We start from the raw sequence: 17,694 nt of genomic DNA, 5'->3' as shown, positions 1-17,694 counted from the left end.
GGTTCGTTCAAACGGAAGGGGGCCAAGGGGACGGACGGCCGTGTGGTCAGCCGGTGAAGCTGTCGGGGTCGGCGGCCTTCCAGTCGGCGGCCCATCCCGCGGGCGGGTCGAGGGTCAGCTCGCCGGGCTTCAGCCATTCGTAGAGCTCCGCGTAGGAGCGGAAGTCGTCGCTGTCGGTGGCGCGGCGGCGCAGCAGATGGGGGCCGAGATCACCGGGGTCGGAGACGCCCATGGCGGCCATGATCTTCAAGGCGCTGGAGACGGTCGCCTCCTGGAAGCGCCGGACCCGTTCGGACTTGTCCGCGACATCGAGGGCGCGGGCCCGGCGCGGGTCCTGGGTGGTGACGCCGGTGGGGCAGCGGTTGGTGTGGCAGCGCTGGGCCTGGATGCAGCCGACGGCGAACATCATGGCGCGGGCCGCGTTGGTCCAGTCGGCGCCCAGGGCGAGGCATTTGACCATGTCGGAGCCGGTGGCCACCTTGCCGCTCGCGCCGATCCGGATGCGGTCGCGCAGCCCGGCGCCGACCAGGGCGTTGTGGACGGTGATCAGCCCCTCGGTGAGCGGCATGCCCAGGTGGTCGGCGAACTCCAGAGGGGCCGCGCCGGTACCGCCTTCCGCGCCGTCGACGACGATGAAGTCGGGGGTGATGTCCTCGGCGATCATCGCCTTGCACACGGCGAGGAACTGCACGCGGGAGCCGGGGCAGAGTTTGAAGCCGACCGGCTTTCCGTCGGCGAGCTCGCGCATCCGGGCCAGGAAGCGCACCATCTCGCGCGGCGTGGAGAACACCCGGTGGTACGGCGGTGAGACGACCGTCTTCCCTTCCGGAACACCGCGGACCCGGGCGATCTCGCTGTTGACCTTGTCGCCGGGCAGCACCCCGCCGATGCCGGGTTTCGCACCCTGGGAGAGCTTGAGGGAGACGCACTTCACGGCCGGGTGGGCGGCCTTCTCGCGGAACGTGTCCGGGTCGAAGTCGCCGTCCTTCGTACGGCAGCCGAAGTAGCCGGTGCCTATCTCCCAGATGATGTCGCCGCCCGGACGCAAGTGGTACTCGGACAGGCCGCCCTCGCCGGTGTCGTGGGCGAAGCCTCCCCGTGCGGCGCCCGTGTTGAGGGCGAGGACGGCGTTGCCGGAGAGCGAGCCGAAGCTCATCGCGGAGACGTTGAGCAGCGCCATGTCGTACGGGCGGGTGCAGTCGGGGCCGCCGACCCGCACGCGGGGAGCCTGCTCGGGCATGTCGACCGGGCGCATCGAGGGCACCAGGAATTCGTAGCCGCGGCTGTACATGTCGCGCTCGCTGCCGAAGGGCTCCTCGGCGTCGACGCCCTTGGCCCGCTCGTAGACGATGCTGCGCGTGTCGCGGTCGTAGGGGCGGCCGTCGTAATTGCGCTCCACGAAGTACTGCTGGAGTTCGGGCCGGATCGCTTCCAGGAGGAAACGGGCGTGTCCGAGGACCGGATAGTTGCGCAGGACGGAGTGGCGCCGCTGGACCAGGTCGTAGCAGCCGAGCAGGGCGATGGCCAGCAGCGGAGCACCCTCGAACCACCACCACGGAGAGACTACGAACGCCGAGGTCACCGCTGCTGCGGCACACGCAATGAGGAGGGCCACGGACCCGAATCGCACCATGGATGACCGGATATCCGGGATCACGGCATTCATGTATGGCGGCGATGCGGCACGGGGACGCCGTGGGCTCCCGTGCTACCCCCGTGGAGGTTCCGCGTCCTGCGTACGGGCCGTCGCGGTGGCTGTTGCGGCGAAGGTGGCGGTCGCGCTGGCGGTCGCGGTCGCGCTGGCAGTGGCAGTGGCAGTGGCGGTGGCGGTGGCGGTCAGGACGAGGATGGCCTGATCGTCGTCGATGTCGTGGCCGCCGGTGAAGGCGTGTACGGCCCGGGTGACCGTGTCGATGACGTGCTGTGCCGCGGGGTGGCCCGGGGCGTCGGCGACCGCGTCCCTCAGACGCTGGTCGCCGAACAGTTCGTCTGCGCGGCGGGCTTCGGTGATCCCATCGGTGTAGAGCACCAGGCTCTCGTGGGGACGCAGGCACAGGTGGTGCGGGGTGAGCTGAGGGTCGGCAACGACGCCGAGCAGGAGTCCGGGCGCGTCGACCGGGTGCACGGCGTGCCGGCTGTCCAGGCGCAGCGGCAGCGTGTGGCCGGCCCGTACCAGCTCGATGTCGAGGCCGGTGGAGGTGGGCGTGAGCTGACCGTAGACCAGGGTGACGAAGCCGGTGCCGTGGCTCCCGGGCCGGTTGATCAAGGCGCGGTTGACGGCCTGGACGACGTCGACGGGACCGGGGAGGAGAGGGGCGACCGCTCGTGCGGTGTGCCGGACCAGGGCGGTGGTGGTCGCGGCCACGGCGCCACGGCCGCACACGTCCCCGAGCAGGAACGCCCACCGACCGTCGTCGAGGGGGAAGACGTCGTAGAAGTCGCCGCCGACTTCGAGCCCCTCGCCCGCGGGGTGGTAGTACGTCGCGACGTCGGCTCCGGGCACGTCGGGCAGACCGGGAAGGAGCAGACCGGCCTGGAGGTCGCGGGCGAGGGCGGCCCGCTGGGTGAACTGGCGGGCGTTGTGGGCCGCCGCCGCCGCGCGGCGGGCCAGCTCCTCGGCCAGGGCGACGGTGTGCCCGTCGAAGCTGTGGTCGCCGGTGGACAGCAGCGTAAGGGTGGCGAACGCGGTGTCGCGGTCGACGAGGGGAACGCACAGGTAACCGGTGACGCCGAGATCGTGCCAGGGGCCGGGTCCGGTGGGTGTGCGGCGGGCGACCTCGCTGGTACCGGAGGCCAGGACGCGGGCGACCGCGTCATCGGCGGCCTCGTAGACCGGAATGTGCGCGGCCAGCAGATCCCGCTGGGTCTCGGTGGGAGCGGCGGCGGCGACGCGGACGACGCGCCCGCCCTCGACGATGTCGACCGCGCACAGGGGAGAGAGCGCGGGGGCGCAGGCTTCCGCCAGCCGCTTCAGGGCCTCGGCCGCGTCCAGGCTGGTACTCAGGGAGGTGCTGGCGTTCAGGAGGAAGGCGAGGTCGTCGCGGGCGGCCTTCTCGCGTGCTTCGGCCGCGGTCCGCGCTTGTTCGGCCTGGTGCCGTTCGATGCCGAGGGCGGCCGTGTCGGCGAAGACCCGGGCCAGCGCGAGGTCGGCTTCCTGCGGGGTGCGCGGGGTGCGGTGGTACATCGCGAAGGTGCCGAGGAGGGATCCGTCGCGGGCCAGGATCGGGGTGGACCAGCAGGCGGCCACGCCGGCCTTCTCGGCCAGGTCGCGGAAGTCGTCCCAGAACGGGTCGGCGGTGATGTCGGTGACGATCACCGGCTGGCGTCGGTACGCGGCCGTGCCGCACGAACCGACGCCCTCACCGGTGGCGATGCCGTCGATGGCCTGGTTGTAGAAGGCGGGCAGGCTGGGGGCCGCACCGTGGCGCAGGTGTCGTCCGTCGGCGTCGGCAAGCAGCACCGAGACCAGCACCTCTTCGGGCGCGAGCTCCTCGATGGCGCGGGCCATGCCGTCGAGGACCTCGGGCAGGGGCGCCTGCCGGGCGATCTGTTCGAGCAGCACCCGGTGCTCCGCGGTCAGCCGCTGGGCGTGCTTGACCTGGGTGGTCTCCACGCCGATCAGCCGCACCCCCATGACGTTGCCGCCCGCGTCCGTCCGGGGCTCGTAGGTGAAGTCGAAGAACGCCTCCCGCGCACTCGCTCCCCCGCCCAGAAGCACCCGGGCCTCACGGCCGGTGTGGGCCTTGCCCGTGCGGTACACCCGGTCCAGGAGCTCGATGAATCCCTGCTCCACCAGCTCGGGCACCAGCTGCCCCAGCGGTACGCCGGTGCGGGTGCGCTCAGGGCCACCGATCGTCGCGAAGAAGGCCGCGTTCGCCGTCTCCAGCATGTGCGCGGGCCCGGCGAGGGAGGCGAAGACGGCAGAGGACTCTCCGAACAGCGCCCGAAGGTCATGGTCGGCGTCCGTGGCGTCAGCGATGCGCGCACCTGCCGTCCCGGCATGCTGGGGGCCAGGTCGCCCCGATACGCGCCTCATATGATCTGCCTCTCCATCGACTGCCACGGACCGCCCGTGTCGGCCATTACGATGTCACGCCGGTCCCGGCCGGCGGCCAGGGCCCGGCCCACGTCGGCGTACACGGCGAAGACAGGGTCCAGCACGGTCGGCGAGAACACCCGGGCCACCGCATCCGACACGGCCGCAAGGCGCAGCACCCGCTCCCGCCCGGCCAGCCGCCGGAAAAGGCGCGGTGAGGTGCGGCAAGGCGAAGATGCGGGACGCTGAACCGACGCGCGACCAGGTGCGACCGCGCCGTCCCGTTGCCTAGTACCTCCCGGACGCCGCGACAAACGGGGCACGAACCCAGGCCGCACCAGGGGCGGTCGGATGCCTCGGCTAGATTGCTGCATCCCGTGCAAGCGCCCGAGTGACGGCCGTCCTCGACGTTGATCCGGCGTCAACAGACAGGAGAGCAGCATCACATGCACCTACCCAGCCGTCCCCTGGACCACCCGGACCGACGCCGACCCGTCCCGTCATCGCGTTCCATGCCCCCACCCTGTTCACTCTCCTCGTCCTGTGCTCCAGCCCGAAGACCCCTGGTCGTCGCCCTGATGCTGATGCTGGCCATCGTCTCGGTATCGGCCTGCGGCACGAAGGACGACGACGAAACCGTTTCCGGCACGCGCCATGATGTCCGGCATGTTCCCCGCCAAACGGTCATCGACCGCCGCCCCACCTTCCTGACCCGGTGCACCGCCCGGACCAAGCAGGTCAAGCACACCTCCACCAGCGGTTCCGGTGCCAAGAAGAAGACCCGCACCTGGTACACCACCGAGCCCTATCAGGACTGCGACAAGGTTCAGCGCGGTACAGAGCCGTACGTCCGCGTCACTCAAGCCGAGCGCTGGTGCGTCCAGTTGGACGACGTGAACGGGGACACCGGGCGGGATCAGGTCTGGTACGAGGTCAGCTCCGCTGTGTACCAGCGGGCCGCCGGAACCGAGGTGGGCTCGAAGATGACCTTGCTACCGCTCCGGTCCGGTTGTTGACCACTCCGGCGACACCGGTCCCCGCGCCGGAACGGACGGCGGGACGAACCGCGCCGAGGACCGCGGTGAGGGCAGAACCTCCCTACTCGTAGCGGTACTTCAACGAGTCCGCCTCAGCCTGCTCGACGTCGGTGATCGTCAGCTCCGGCATCCGCAGTTGGGCCAGCGTCACCTCGGCCGACGCCGGCTGGGCATCCGCCGCAAGCCACTGCTCGGGCTTCCAGGCCCCGCTGCGCAGCAGCGACTTGGGGCAGTGCGGGTAGACCTCCTCGATCCCCACCACCAGCGCGCTGGCAGGCGGTTTGCCGACGGCGGTCAGCTGCGACAGCAGCTCGGGCCGAGTCGAGACGCAGGCCCGGCCGTTCACCCTGAGCGTCGTGGTGCGCCCCGGGATGACGAACAAGAGCCCGGCCCGGCCCGTGGCGATGACATTGTTCAGGGTGTCCAGACGCTTGTTTCCGGTCGCGTCCGGTATCGCCACTGTGCGTGCGTCCAAGACGGCAACGAACCCGGCGGGTCCGCCGCGCGGGGACACATCGCAGTTGCCCTCGGCGTCCGCGCTGGCGACCAGGACCAGCGAGGAGCAGCCGATCAACCGGGTTGTCTGCTCGGTGAGTTCGGTCATCTGCTTCCGCACGGCCGCGTCGCCGGGTCGCTCGTAGACGTGGCGCAGCGACTCCTGGTCGGGCACGGCGTCGAGAAGGAGCGAGTCGAAGGCACTGCCTGCAAGGGATGTCGTCATGCCTTCGACCCTAACGGGCCACGTCGGAGCACCGACCTGCGACGGGCCTGGGCCGACGAGTGCGGGAGCCGCCCCGGGAGTACGGCCCCGTGACCCAGGCCGACCCGGGCCGGCGGCTCGCGGTCGACCCCAAGGACATGGTCGGCATGCTCAACCACCTCCAGCAGGCGGGCCTCGTCCTGCACACCCCGGACCCCGCCGACGGCGCAAGAACGCCGTCACCGTCGCCCCGAAGGGCACGGCCGTCCTCGCCCGTTGCGGCAGCCCGGCAGCGTCCGCCAACGCCAAGCTGCTCGCGCCGCTCACCCCGGACGAGCAGGCCCAACTGATGCCTGCTCACTCGCATCCACGGGAGGCGCCGGCACATCCCGGTTCGAGTGCCCAACCCGACTCCACGGTGTCTTCCACGCATTGAGGGAGAGCCCGGAACTCTCGCAGGCGGCCGGGCCCGCGGTGGGCCCTCGGCTCAAAATGCCGGGGCGCGAGCTGCCGATCGCGCAGCGGGCGGCACCGCGGCACGCTGCGCGGAACGGCCGTCACGGTCGACGATCCGACGCCCCGCGCAGGCGTCGAACGGGTTTCGTTTCGGCCAACGCCTCGTGCGGCCCGGCCCGGCCGGACCGCGTCCCGCACTTTCTTCGCTCCGGCACTCCCCTGCCACGGCGAGCATCCGGAGCCCGCCGCGGCCGGCTGCCCGAATTCAGGAATCGCGCCAGTCGATAAAAGCTGGGCGCCATCGGCCGAAGATATCGATCGTCATTGACCGGAAACAGGGGCGTAACCTCACCGGCGAAGAGCGGTCCGGATTGGTACAGGCCTACGGAGCAGAACTTTCGGCCAAGCCCGGGAACGCGTTGAAGGCGATGATCAAGCCATGTATGTTCATCTCACGTTCAGGTCCGTGCATGAGGCGCAGGCAGTCGACTTCACCGGCTTCCCTCGAATACCGCCCGCGCACCTTTTACCCTTTCAGTCCGTCCGGACAAGGCAGTCGTCCAGGCGATATCGGAGCGGAGTAATGCGTGGAAATTCTGCGGATACCCGACAGCGAGAAGCAGGTGTTCGACGCGCTCGTGGCCGCCGAATCGATGAGATCGGTCAAGTTGGTCACGCTGGGCCCCAGAGGCACGAGCAGCGAGTACATCGCTGAATCAGTGGCGCACAGCCTCGGCGAGCGCAGCGCCTTCCGTATCTTCCTGGAGAACACTTACGAGTTGTGTCTGGACGCCCTCACGGACGGGCAGGTCGATCTCGCTCTGGTGGCTCACGCGTATCCCAAGATCAATGCCTTCTATATGAATCCACTACTGGAGCCGGCGATCGTATTCCGAGGAAACACTCCCGAATACGGACTGGCAACGCGACGCGACTTCGAATACCGGGAGGAGTTGCTCTCCAGCGAAACGATTGTCTCCCATCCGGCACCTGTTCCCCTGCTGAAATATCACTTCGGCCGGCCGGTCCACATTGCCACCGCGACCTCGACGAGTCAGGCCGCCCGCGAGGTCGCCGACGGTCGGTACAACATCGCCATTACGAATGAGAAGGCGATGACGGAGCACAACCTGACGTTCGTCCACACGTTTTCGCACATCCCCATGACGTGGACCGTTTTCTCGCGAAAGGTGAACAAGTGACCACGCAGACACACGAGCGCCCGTACTTTCCGGCTCCGGACGTGGTGCGCCACGGCGACGGCGTCCGCTTCGAGTCCTACCGGCGTGACGGCACCGAGGTCCGGCTGTCCTTCATCCCCGCGGGTGCCGTGCTGCCGGGCCAGGACACCGAGCGGGCACGGGTCGGCATGCTCGTTCGCGGTGAACTCACCGTGACGGTCGGGGAGTCGACGAAGGTGATGCGGCCAGAGCAGGACGTGTACGTCGTCCCGCCCCTCGTCGTCCTCTCGGCCGTGAACTCCGCGACCGAGGAGAGCGTTCTGCTGGAGATCACGCGCAGCAAGCCGGGCGAAAAGTACCCCGCGCCGGACGGGTCTTTCCTGGAACCCATCGAGTCCCGCAAGTTCGTGAAGATGGACGTCACGTTCTTCCTGGCCGACTGGATCGAGCTGATGGTCGCCGATATTCCTGGCGGCGGTCGGATGCCGTACCACAAGCACTCCCACGAGCAGATCGGGACATGCCTCGACGGCCGTTACGACATGACCGTCGAAGAGACCAGCCACGAGCTCCGGTTCGGCGGCACCTACTTCTGCGCCGGCCAGGAGGGCCACAGTGCGGAGAACCCCCATGCCGGCCTGGCGCGTTCCCTCAACATCTTCATTCCGCCGCGTTACCACCGCGTGCCCAAGCCGGGCGAAGAGCGGGAAACCTCCTGATGCGCGTCGCGTTGGTCCTGGGAGCCAGCCAGGGAATCGGACGGGCGACCGCACTGCGCTTGCACGCCACAGGCCATGTGACGGTCCTGTCGGCGCGCTCCAAGGACACGCTTGACGAAGTCGCCGAAGGGGTCGGCGGCCGGGACGTCCACGCATTGCCGGGTGACATCACGTCGGGCGCCTTCCGCCAGGAGCTGGTCACTTACGTCGAGCGGCGGTTCGGCAGGATCGACGTACTCGTCAACAACGCGCCCGGCCCGGCACCGGGACACTTCGACAGCATCGATGCGGGCGACGCGACCGCCGCGATGGAGCGCAAACTCGTCCCGTACCTGGACCTGATCAAATCAGTGGCCCCGGTGATGGTGCGCAATGGATTCGGGCGGATCATCAACATCGTCGGGAACATCGGCAAGGAACCTGCCTCCGGGATGTTCCTTTCGGGTCTCGTCAATGCGGCTGTCTCCAACGCCGCGAAATACCTGGCGGTGCACTATGCCCGGCACAACGTGACGGTGAACTGCGTGCACCCCGGCACGATCCGGACCCAGCGCTACGAGCGAGCGGTGGAGCATCTCAGCCGCAGCGTCGGAGTGCCGCGGTCCGAGGCGGAGGACCGCCTCAGGCTGGCCATCCCCATGGCCCGACCGGGGAGTTCCGAGGAAGTCGCGGCGCTCATCGGGTTCCTGGCGTCAGAAGAGGCGTCCTATCTCACCGGACAGCAAATCTCTGTCGACGGTGGACAACTGACGTGCGTATAGCCGGTGACGGTACACGTCACATGCCTGTAGGAGGAGACGAGCACATGTTCCAGGATTCCGTGGTCGTGGTCACCGGAGCCGCTTCCGGTATCGGGAAGCGGACCGCGATCGAGTTCGCCCGCCAGGCGGCGCGGGTCGTCGTCGCCGACATCGACGACCGGCTCGGAGCTGCCGTCGTCGACGACCTGAAGAGCGAGGGGCGCGAAGCGGTCTTCGTCAGGACGGACCTCACCAGCGAGGCGGACTGCGAGAACCTCATCGGCGCCGCGGTCGAAACCTTCGGCCGGCTCGACGTCCTGGTGAACAACGCCGGAATCGAGATCTCGACGCCGCTGCACGACATGTCCGAACACGAGTGGGACAAGCTCGTCGACACCAACCTGAAGAGCATGTTCCTGTGCTCGAAGCACGCCCTGCGGAAAATGATCGAGGCGACGAACGGCGTCATCGTGAACGTCTGCTCGGTCAGCGGCCTTGTCGCCTGGCCGGGCATCGCCGCGTACAACGCCACGAAGGGCGGCGTGATGATGCTGACGAAATCGCTCGCCGTGGACTACGCGCAGTACAACATCCGGGCCAACTGCGTCTGCCCCAGCATCATCGACACCCCCATGACCGACACGTCCATAGGCCATGACGCAACGGTCAAGGAGGAGAAGGCGAAGCTGAATCCGCTCGGGCGACTCGGAACGCCCGAAGACGTGGCGAACGCGATTCTGTTCCTCGCCTCGGACAAGTCGTCGTTCATCACCGGCGCAGCGCTCACCGTAGACGGCGGCTACACGGCGATCTAGCCGTCCCGTTCGGATTCACCCCAGAGAAAGGTTGGTCGGAGTGTCGGACATTGGAGTGCCGGACCGATGGAGCGGCGAGGAGGGTGCGGCCAGGTTCCCCGTGCTGACGGTTCTGGCACTGATGGCCGGCATCTTCGCGGTCGGTTCGGAGGAACTCGTCGTCTCTCCGCTGCTCGTGGACATGTCCGCGTCGTTCGACACGACGGTGGCCGTCATGGCGCTGTCGGTCAGCGTCTACGGCATCAGCACCGCGGTCGGCGCCCTGCTCTTCGCCCCGCTCGGCGACCGGTTCTCGCGGCGGCTCAGCCTGACGATCGGGATGGCCGCATTCGTCCTGGGCACCCTGATGTGCGCCCTCGCCACCGGGCCGGGGATCTTCTTCACGGGCAGGGCACTGGCCGGATTGGCGACCGGGGCCTTCGTGCCCACGGCCTACGCCTTCGTCGGCGACCACATCCTGTACCAGCACCGCGCCAAAGCCATGGGCATCCTGGTGTCCAGCTGGTCGATCTCCCTCGTGCTCGGGGTACCCATGGGGTCCTTCATCGGGCAATGGGCGAACTGGCGTTGGACCTTCGGCCTGCTCTCGGTCCTCGGCGTCTTCGTCGCGCTCGTCCTCCTGCTCGCCCGGACCGGGGCCCGTCCTGCCGGTGCCGGGACCACTCCACCGGCCACCCCGCCGGCCACCCCGGCCGCCAAGGACACGCCCCCGGTCGCTTCGGAGCGCGAGGGGTGGATCCGGTCCGCCGGCCGGGCGCTCCTGGCGCCGAAGGTCGGCTTGTACGTGCTCGCGACGTTCCTGAACATGCTGGGCTTCTACGGCATGTACACCTTCCTCGGCAGCGCCCTGCAATACCGCTTCGGCGAGGGAAGTTCCCTGACCGGAACCATGATTCTGCTGTACGGCCTCGGGTTCGCGACGAGCTTCGTCACCGGCCGGTGGGCCGACCGGCTCGGCAAGGAGCGCGTCCTCGTCGTCCTGCTCGGCGGCCTGGCCCCTGTCCTGGTGGCCATCCCGCTGGTCGCGGCATGGACGCCACTGCTGGTGATCTGCCTCTTCCTGTGGGGGTCTCTGCAGAGCCTGGTCGTCACCCTGCTCAGCACGCTCCTCAGCGAATCCTCGCAGCAGTACCGCGGCACGGTCCTCGCCTTCTACAGCCTGGCGACAAACCTCGCGGTCGCCCTGGGAGCCGCGCTGTTGGGCCCCCTGTTCACCACGTATGGATTCACCGCGCTCGGCTGGGTCTGCGCCGGAATCACACTCGTCGCCTTCGCGCTCGGCGCGGGGGCCCACCGGCGGGCAACGCGCGACGAGGGCGCCGCGATTCCCGTCCCCGCGCCCGAGGGAGCCGCACGTACGGAGGCAGTCGCGCACAGGGAGGGAGCCGCACATGAGGACTGACATCGCGCGCAGGCTCCTCGGCCTGCCCCGGAGTTCGTTCGCCACGACCGCGGGCAGGATCGCCGAGCTCGTCGAAGCAGGCGAGGACGTCGTCAATCTGTGCCAGGGGAACCCGGACCTCCCCACGCCGCCGCACATCGTCGAAGCCCTGCGCCAGGAGGTGCTCGACCCCGCGACGCACCGCTACCCGGCCTTCTCCGGCATGCTCGAACTGAAGGTGGCCATCGCCGAGTGGTACGCGGCGGAGCACCAGGTCGACCTGGACCCCGAGACCGAGGTCGCCATCCTGTTCGGTGCGAAGGCCGGTCTGGTGGAGATCAGCCAGTGCTTCCTGAATCCCGGTGACGTGTGCCTCATGCCGGATCCGGCATTCCCGGACTACTGGGCAGGTGTGCTGCTGGCCGGGGCGCGCATGCATCCCCTCCCGCTCCTGCGGGAGAACGGTTTCCTTCCGGACTACGACGCCCTGGACCCGACCGTCAGCGACTCGGCGAAGCTGATGTTCCTGAACTACCCCAACAACCCGACGTCGGTGACCGCCCCGTTGGAGTTCTACGAACGCACCGTACGGTTCGCCGAGGCACACGACGTCATCGTGGCCTCGGACTTCGCCTACGGGGCGCTGCCCCTGGGGGGCGAGACACCTGTGTCGTTCCTGCGGGCGCCGGGCGCCAAGGACGTCGGTGTGGAGTTCATCTCGCTGTCCAAGATCTTCAACATGGCGGGCTGGCGGATCGGTGCCGTCGTGGGCCATCGCGAGGTCATCGGCGCGATCAACCTCATCCAGGAGCACTACTACGTCTCGCTCCCCCCGTTCATCCAGCGGGCCGCCGTCGCGGCGTTGACCGGCCCCCAGGACTGCGTACGGGAGCTGTCGGACGTCTATCGACGCCGCAGGGACGGTTTCGTCGCCGGGCTGTGGGACGCGGGGTGGCACGTCGATGTGCCCCGGTCGATCTTCGCCTGGTTGCCGATACCCGGCGGGGGAAGCTCCGTCGACTTCGCCGGCGAACTGCTCCAGCGGGCCAACGTGGCGGTGGCTCCCGGCCGTTGGTTCGGGGAGCACGGCGAGGGATACGTCCGGGTGAGCCTCCTGGCCCCCGAGGACAGGCTCAGGGAAGCGGTCGGCCGACTCGTCGATTTCAGCGCCGGACGCGTATGGCCGTCGGCCTCGGCGGCGCGCACCGCGCCGCCGTCCGGACCGGGTGCGCGCACGCCAGTACACAGCACAAGCACGTGACGGAGAAGACGGAAGAGGGGATTCCCACCATGGACGACACCATCGACGGGGACCGCAGGGAGATCGACGGTCTCGACGCACGCATCATCGAGTTGCTCGGGCAGCGGGCCCGTGTGTCGGCACGCATCCAGAGGAGCCGCATCAGCGCCGGGGGCCCGCGCACGGTCCTGGCCCGGGAGGCGGAAGTCCTCAGCCATTACCAGCAGGGGCTCGGCACTACGGGTACGCCGATCGCGCTGCACGTCCTGAAGTTCTGCCGCGGCACCGTTCCCGCGGCGGATGCCGCCCTCCCAACCGGCGACTGACGGCCCGGCCCGCACCACCGGTCCGTCAACTGCCAGGGCCGGGTGCCCCCCTTGTCCCCCTCGGCACCCGGCCGCGTCACTCACCGACCGCCGCGAACCGCCCACCACAGCAGCGTCTACAGGAGATTCACTGTGATACGCCACGTCGTACTCTTCAAGTTCAAGCCGGGATTCGACTGGAACGATCCCCGCGTCCTGGAAGCGGAACGCACCGCGGCCAGGGTCGGCGACGAGGTGCCCGAACTCAAGGAGTGGCGCTGCGGGCGCAACCTCTCGCCGCGCCCCATCGCCTACGACTTCCTGGTGGACGGGCTCCTCGACGACATGGACGCGGTCGAAAGGTATCTCGCCCACCCCTTCCATCAGGACGCGATCACCCAATGGCGAGAGATCAGCGACTGGGTCATGGTCGACGTCTAGAAGACACGGACGCCTCCCCATTCACGCCCCGAACCCGCACCCCCTCCCTGGAGCCGGCATCCACGGCGTCACCTTCCCTACCTACACGGCCTGTTGATCGTCCAACTGGGACATCAGCCATTCCTCGACCGCGAAGAGACGCCGCTCGACCTCCGCCGTGTCGGCGCCGCGCACGACCACGAAGCACAGATGGGACGCGCTGTGCAGGGTCACGGCGTCCGGCGCGATCCGGTCGTTCACCTCGTACTCGCTCACCCAGGGGAACGGCGGCCTGCCGGGCAGCCGCACGGGCCGTCCCTGGGGCAGGAGCGAGACGGATCCGTGCACCTCGGCGGGCGGGCCGGTCGGGGGCGGCTCCACCGGCAGGTCGCAGGAGAGCCGCAGCGAGGTCGCGTGCAGATCCACGCCGTACGTGGCCCGGGTCAGTACCGGAATGCGGTCGCCTCCGACGCGTGAGGCGATTTCGCACAACACCAGTCGGTCATCCGGCGTATGGAACACCTCCAGGTGGTACGCCGCCGCCGGCGGGACGTCGAAGGCGGCGAGGGTCCGGTCGAAGAACTCCTCCAGGCGTCCGGCGAGGGCGTCCTCCGGCCGCAGTTGCAGCGAGCCGTTGTTCTGCCCGGAGAACACCCCGAGACAGCTGCGCAGATAGCGGGAGGACGCCACGAAGCGGTAGCCCTCGCCCAGCACGGCGTCGACGTGGTACATCTGCCCCTCGACGAACTCCTCCACCATGAGGTCCTCACGCCACGGGGTCCTGCTGAACGCGAGGAGGTCCTCCTCACCCCGCAGCACCGAGATGTCCCGCGACCCACCTTGCTTGACGGGCTTCACCACGACCGGGTGGGCGAACTCGCCGATGAAGTCGACGAGATCCACGGAGGAATCCAGTCGGGCGAAGCGGGCCGTGGGCACGGTGCGGCTCGCGATCCGCTTCATCACCATCCTGTCGCGGAAGGAGAGTGCGCTCGACACCGACTGTCCGGGAATCCCCATGCTTTCCCGCATGCGCGCGGCCCGTTCCAAGTCGTACTCGTTGTCCGTGACGATGCGGGTGAACGGCTTCTCGCGGGCCAGGCGCCGGATCATGAGTTCCGCGTAGGGGACGGCCTCGCAGTTCTCGACGTGTTCGTACCGCGCGAAGGCCTTCGTGTTCCGCAGCGGATGCTGGCTGAACACATGGAGCCGGTCGACGAGTTCGGGCAGCATGCTCGGGTAGTCGAGCTTCGGTCCGTAGTTGATGACGGCGACGTTCTTCTGGGGTTTGCTCTCCCGTTCGGAGCAGGGACAGGTGGGTGGGCGGGGAAAGGACGCCGGCGGCTCAGTCGCGGACCCGGCTGGCGAGCAGCGTGCCGGCGGTGGCCAGTACGAGTCCGCCGAGGGTGAGCGGGCCGAGGTGCTGTCCGAGCAGGAGCGCGGCCAGGCCGGCGGTGACCATCGGCACCAGATAGAAGAGGCTGCTCACCTGGCTCGTGCCGTGGCGCCGGAGCAGGTGGTAGAGCAGGCCCACGCCGACGACGGAGTTGACGAGCGCCGCCCACAGCAGGACGGGCCAGTACCCGGCGGTGAAGGTGACGTCGAATCCTTCGACGAGGAACGCGGGCACCAGCGCGGCCAGGGCCGCGGCCACCAGCTGGACGGCGTTGCCCATGACCGGCTCCATGCCCACGCAGAAGCGCCGCTGGTAGACGGTGCCGAGCGCGATGCCGAGCAGACCGAGAACGAGGAACGCGAAGCCGAGGAGATGGCCGCCGCCGAGGGTGAGGCCCTCCGAGACGGCGAGCACCACCCCGCCGAGACCGAGGGACAGGCCGAAGTACTGGCCGCGGCTGACCCGTTCATGGAGTACCGGCACCGCGACGAGCGAGGCCACCAGGGGGTACAGGGCGATGACGAGGGCGGCCGAGCCGGAGGGCACACCGCGCTCCATGCCCACGTAGATGCTGGAGAACTGCACCCCCTGGACGAGCAGGCCGGCCACTGCGAGATGGCCCAACTGCCGCCTTTCAGGCACTTTTTGACGTGTCATCAGGCCGATGGCCAGCAGTAACCCACCCGCCACCGCGAACCGGAGCGCGGCGAAGGTGTACGGGGAGGAGTGGCGCAGGCCCAGCTTTCCCGAAAGGAAGCCGGAGCTCCACACCACCACCAGGGCCAGCCGGGCCACCACATCACGGCCTCCCCCACGGCCGCCCCGGAGTCTCCCCTCGGCTGGAGCCGCGGAGCGGTCCGGGTACGACACCCCGGTGCCGTCCGACGTCACGGTCTCTTTTACGCGCATGGCATCTCCCGGCGCTGCGTGCGTGCTGTAAAACGTACGCTAGAGCGAGATATCGTTCACCGCACGCGTTCTCGGCCGGTTTGCAGCTTGCTGCACACCGGCCCGGACAGACCGAGGAGACCCGTGGACGCAGACCTTGATCCACCACAGCCGCACCTCCTGGCAACAGGTCAGGGCACGCCCCAACTCCCAGCCGGGGAACGGCTGTTGGACTGCGCCAACAGATGCCGTCATGAGCTGCTCCTCGCGCACTCCGGCGACGGCCGACGGCCCGACAGCAGTCACCTCCTGATGGCCGAGCCGCTCGCCTCCCTCCACGCACGCGGCGTCACGGTGCGCACGGTCCACCAGCACCCCGCTCCTCACGACGCGACAGCCCGCAGGAACATGGCCCGCGCTGCCGACGGAGGCGCGGAGATCCGCACGACGAGCGGCCCCCTCTCCCCGATGGTCATCGTCGACCGCGAGACGGCGCTGATCCCCGGCGCCGACGGGCACGGCGCGCTGGTCGTCACTCAGCCCGGCATCGTGCACTTCATGACGGAGGTGTTCGAGCACACCTGGGTGACGGCGGCACCCGTCGACGCCCGAAGCCGGGCACACCATGCCGACGCGTTGCTTCCCGGCGTGCGCCGGACCATCGTCCTGCTCCTCGCGGAGGGGCAGACCGACGCGATGATCGCGCGGCGCATCGGGGTGAGTGTGCGCACCTGCCGCAGTCACATCGCCCGGATCTACCAGGAGTTCGGCGCCCTAAGCCGCTTCCAGCTCGGCGTCCTCGTCGCGGGCCGTGGCCTGCTGTGCCCCGCACAGGACGCTGCCGCCCACTCCGGCGCGTCAACCTCCGACGCCTCTCTAGGATGCATCCATGAGCAATCCTCCGCCGTCGGAAGCCTCCCCCGACCCGGCGCCCCGCGATCCCGAGCTCGGCTTCCCGCGCCCCGGTGAGGTGCTCCGCCGTCTCCGTACCCACAAGGACATGTCCTTGCGTCAGGTCGCGGCCGAGTGCGGTCTCTCGGTGTCCTTCCTCGCCGCGCTGGAACGCGGGGAGACCGACATCGCCCTGGAGCGGCTCGGCCGCCTGGCCAAGGTGTTCGGGCACGACGTGGGGTCGTTCCTGGGCTTCTCACCGGGGCGTTCGACGCCCTCCGTGTTTCCCGCGGAGGACCAGGAGTCGTTCGACCGGGCGCCGGGCGTTCGCTATCGCGTTCTGCGCCTGCCGGAGTTCGGCTACCAGGTCCTCACCGCCGACTTCGAGCCGCACTCGGGCCTCCTGGAGGAACTGCGGCACGAGGGATCCGACCTCATCGTGATGACCGAAGGCACCGTGACCGCCCGGTACAACGGCAGCGACCACGAACTCCGGGCGGGCGACTGCGCGCAGTGGTCTGCCGGATACCCCCACAGCTTCCGCAACGACAGCGACGAGCCGGCGCGGTTCGTCGCCGTGCTCTTCTCCAGCCTGTACTGACTCTCGCTCGGGTTCAGTACGGCGAGAGCGGCCGATCGCGCGGCCTCAGAGCGGCTTGCGCCATACGGAGATGTGCTTGCCGGAGTCCTGCGTGAACGGCGTCCCGTCCCAGTCCGCCACGCGACGTTCCAGTTCAAGACCCGCGATGCGTGCCATCAGGTCGAGCTCCGCCGGCCAGGCGTATCGGTGCTGGGATCTGTCGCGCCGGTACGAGCCGTCGTCGCCGTCGCGAGTGAAGTGGTGCGAGACGAGAATCTGTCCGACCAGGTCGAAGGTGTCGAAGCCCAGGTGCCGTTCGGAGACGTCGAAGGGCACCGCGACCTGCCCGGGAGGGAGGCAGCGAAGCGGCGGCACGCCCAGCTCGATGACGAATCGGCCACCGGGCCCCAGATGACGTGCGGCGTTGCGGAAGCACTCGACCTGCTCGTCCTGCGTGAGCAGGTTCGAGATGGTGTTGTAGACGAGATACACCAGGCTGAACTCGCCGGGGACGAGCGTGGTGGCCATGTCTCCGATGGCTACCGGGAGGGTGTCCTCGTCGGTCTTGCGACGCAGGACCGCCGCCATGTGCTCGGACAGTTCGATGCCCGCCACCGGCACACCGCGTTCCCTGAGCGGGACGCCCACGCGTCCGGTCCCGATGGCGAACTCCAGAGCCCGGCCGCCTCCGGCGAGCCCGGCGAGGAAGGCGATGGTCGGTTCGAGTACGGCGGGCGAGGACATCTCGGTCACGCTGGCGTCATAGCGGTCGGCTGCCTCACGACTCCACAGCTCACTGCTCGTCATGAGCGGACACTCTGCCCGACGCCGATGGAGCATGTCGACACGTTTGCCTTCCGCCGACGGCACCCCCGCAGAGCTCGGATCGGACCACCACGAGTCCTTCCG

At 69.0% G+C, this 17,694-nt stretch carries 18 protein-coding genes; 11 read left to right on the top strand and 7 right to left on the bottom strand.

Annotated features, from left to right (window positions below):
* Nucleotides 1-46: 46 nt before the first annotated feature.
* From ACFYNP_RS12120 to ACFYNP_RS12110, 3 genes are all read right to left on the bottom strand, one after another.
* Nucleotides 47-1,633, bottom strand: a complete 1,587-nt coding sequence (locus tag ACFYNP_RS12120; RefSeq protein ID WP_388784961.1) for an FMN-binding glutamate synthase family protein — start codon at nt 1,631-1,633, stop codon at nt 47-49.
* Between the two features lie 75 nt (nt 1,634-1,708).
* Nucleotides 1,709-4,036: a SpoIIE family protein phosphatase gene (locus ACFYNP_RS12115; protein WP_388784960.1), complete on the bottom strand. Its 2,328-nt coding sequence runs from the start codon at nt 4,034-4,036 to the stop codon at nt 1,709-1,711.
* Nucleotides 4,033-4,215 carry a hypothetical protein gene (locus ACFYNP_RS12110; protein ID WP_388784958.1) on the bottom strand — a complete coding sequence of 61 codons (183 nt, stop codon included), beginning with the start codon at nt 4,213-4,215 and terminating at the stop codon, nt 4,033-4,035. The genes ACFYNP_RS12115 and ACFYNP_RS12110 overlap by 4 nt, the downstream gene beginning before the upstream one ends.
* A gap of 399 nt (nt 4,216-4,614) precedes the next feature.
* Between ACFYNP_RS12110 and ACFYNP_RS12105 the strand changes: the two genes are divergently transcribed.
* The gene (locus ACFYNP_RS12105; RefSeq protein ID WP_388784957.1) at nt 4,615-5,052 is read left to right on the top strand and encodes a hypothetical protein; all 438 of its coding nucleotides are present in this window, start codon (nt 4,615-4,617) and stop codon (nt 5,050-5,052) included.
* 82 nt (nt 5,053-5,134) lie between these two features.
* Here ACFYNP_RS12105 and ACFYNP_RS12100 read toward each other — a convergent pair whose 3' ends face one another.
* On the bottom strand, nt 5,135-5,794 hold the full coding sequence (locus tag ACFYNP_RS12100) for an MSMEG_1061 family FMN-dependent PPOX-type flavoprotein (RefSeq protein WP_388410032.1): 660 nt from the start codon (nt 5,792-5,794) through the stop codon (nt 5,135-5,137).
* A 1,022-nt stretch (nt 5,795-6,816) separates the two neighbouring features.
* On the opposite strand from ACFYNP_RS12100, the gene ACFYNP_RS12095 reads away from it, so the two are divergent.
* The 8 genes from ACFYNP_RS12095 (at nt 6,817) to ACFYNP_RS12060 (ending at nt 13,051) form a co-directional block, all read left to right on the top strand.
* Nucleotides 6,817-7,431, top strand: a complete 615-nt coding sequence (locus ACFYNP_RS12095; protein WP_388784956.1) for a hypothetical protein — start codon at nt 6,817-6,819, stop codon at nt 7,429-7,431.
* Nucleotides 7,428-8,129 (top strand): cupin domain-containing protein, encoded by a 702-nt coding sequence (locus ACFYNP_RS12090; protein WP_388784954.1) that lies wholly within the window; start codon nt 7,428-7,430, stop codon nt 8,127-8,129. The genes ACFYNP_RS12095 and ACFYNP_RS12090 overlap by 4 nt, the downstream gene beginning before the upstream one ends.
* Complete coding sequence (locus ACFYNP_RS12085) at nt 8,129-8,890, top strand: SDR family oxidoreductase (protein ID WP_388784953.1); 762 nt, start codon at nt 8,129-8,131, stop codon at nt 8,888-8,890. The genes ACFYNP_RS12090 and ACFYNP_RS12085 overlap by 1 nt, the downstream gene beginning before the upstream one ends.
* Nucleotides 8,891-8,934: 44 nt before the next feature.
* On the top strand, nt 8,935-9,684 hold the full coding sequence (locus tag ACFYNP_RS12080) for an SDR family NAD(P)-dependent oxidoreductase (RefSeq protein ID WP_388784951.1): 750 nt from the start codon (nt 8,935-8,937) through the stop codon (nt 9,682-9,684).
* Between the two features lie 40 nt (nt 9,685-9,724).
* The gene (locus tag ACFYNP_RS12075; protein ID WP_388784949.1) at nt 9,725-11,086 is read left to right on the top strand and encodes an MFS transporter; all 1,362 of its coding nucleotides are present in this window, start codon (nt 9,725-9,727) and stop codon (nt 11,084-11,086) included.
* Complete coding sequence (locus tag ACFYNP_RS12070; RefSeq protein WP_388784947.1) at nt 11,076-12,326, top strand: aminotransferase class I/II-fold pyridoxal phosphate-dependent enzyme; 1,251 nt, start codon at nt 11,076-11,078, stop codon at nt 12,324-12,326. Before ACFYNP_RS12075 ends, ACFYNP_RS12070 begins: the two co-directional genes overlap by 11 nt.
* Nucleotides 12,323-12,631 carry a chorismate mutase gene (locus tag ACFYNP_RS12065; protein WP_388784945.1) on the top strand — a complete coding sequence of 103 codons (309 nt, stop codon included), beginning with the start codon at nt 12,323-12,325 and terminating at the stop codon, nt 12,629-12,631. Before ACFYNP_RS12070 ends, ACFYNP_RS12065 begins: the two co-directional genes overlap by 4 nt.
* Nucleotides 12,632-12,763: 132 nt before the next feature.
* Nucleotides 12,764-13,051 carry a Dabb family protein gene (locus tag ACFYNP_RS12060; RefSeq protein WP_388784944.1) on the top strand — a complete coding sequence of 96 codons (288 nt, stop codon included), beginning with the start codon at nt 12,764-12,766 and terminating at the stop codon, nt 13,049-13,051.
* 81 nt (nt 13,052-13,132) lie between these two features.
* Here ACFYNP_RS12060 and ACFYNP_RS12055 read toward each other — a convergent pair whose 3' ends face one another.
* Both ACFYNP_RS12055 and ACFYNP_RS12050 read right to left on the bottom strand, forming a co-directional pair.
* On the bottom strand, nt 13,133-14,263 hold the full coding sequence (locus ACFYNP_RS12055) for an acetyl-CoA carboxylase biotin carboxylase subunit family protein (RefSeq protein ID WP_388784942.1): 1,131 nt from the start codon (nt 14,261-14,263) through the stop codon (nt 13,133-13,135).
* Nucleotides 14,264-14,375: 112 nt separating this feature from the next.
* Entirely contained in the window at nt 14,376-15,335 is a 960-nt protein-coding gene (locus ACFYNP_RS12050; RefSeq protein WP_388784940.1) for a DMT family transporter, read from the bottom strand.
* Nucleotides 15,336-15,458: 123 nt separating this feature from the next.
* Between ACFYNP_RS12050 and ACFYNP_RS12045 the strand changes: the two genes are divergently transcribed.
* Nucleotides 15,459-16,283, top strand: a complete 825-nt coding sequence (locus ACFYNP_RS12045; RefSeq protein ID WP_388784938.1) for a LuxR C-terminal-related transcriptional regulator — start codon at nt 15,459-15,461, stop codon at nt 16,281-16,283.
* Nucleotides 16,204-16,806, top strand: coding sequence for a helix-turn-helix domain-containing protein (locus tag ACFYNP_RS12040; RefSeq protein WP_388784936.1), 603 nt, complete (start codon nt 16,204-16,206; stop codon nt 16,804-16,806). The genes ACFYNP_RS12045 and ACFYNP_RS12040 overlap by 80 nt, the downstream gene beginning before the upstream one ends.
* Before the next feature lie 45 nt (nt 16,807-16,851).
* On the opposite strand, the gene ACFYNP_RS12035 is transcribed toward ACFYNP_RS12040, so the two are convergent.
* On the bottom strand, nt 16,852-17,592 hold the full coding sequence (locus tag ACFYNP_RS12035) for a class I SAM-dependent DNA methyltransferase (protein WP_388784935.1): 741 nt from the start codon (nt 17,590-17,592) through the stop codon (nt 16,852-16,854).
* Nucleotides 17,593-17,694: the final 102 nt, after the last annotated feature.

Origin of the sequence: Streptomyces sp. NPDC006691, assembly GCF_042869955.1 — a bacterium.
Lineage (GTDB): Bacteria > Actinomycetota > Actinomycetes > Streptomycetales > Streptomycetaceae > Streptomyces.
The sequence above is the reverse complement of the archived record's forward strand: the minus strand, read 5'-3'. Positions and strand labels throughout refer to the sequence as shown.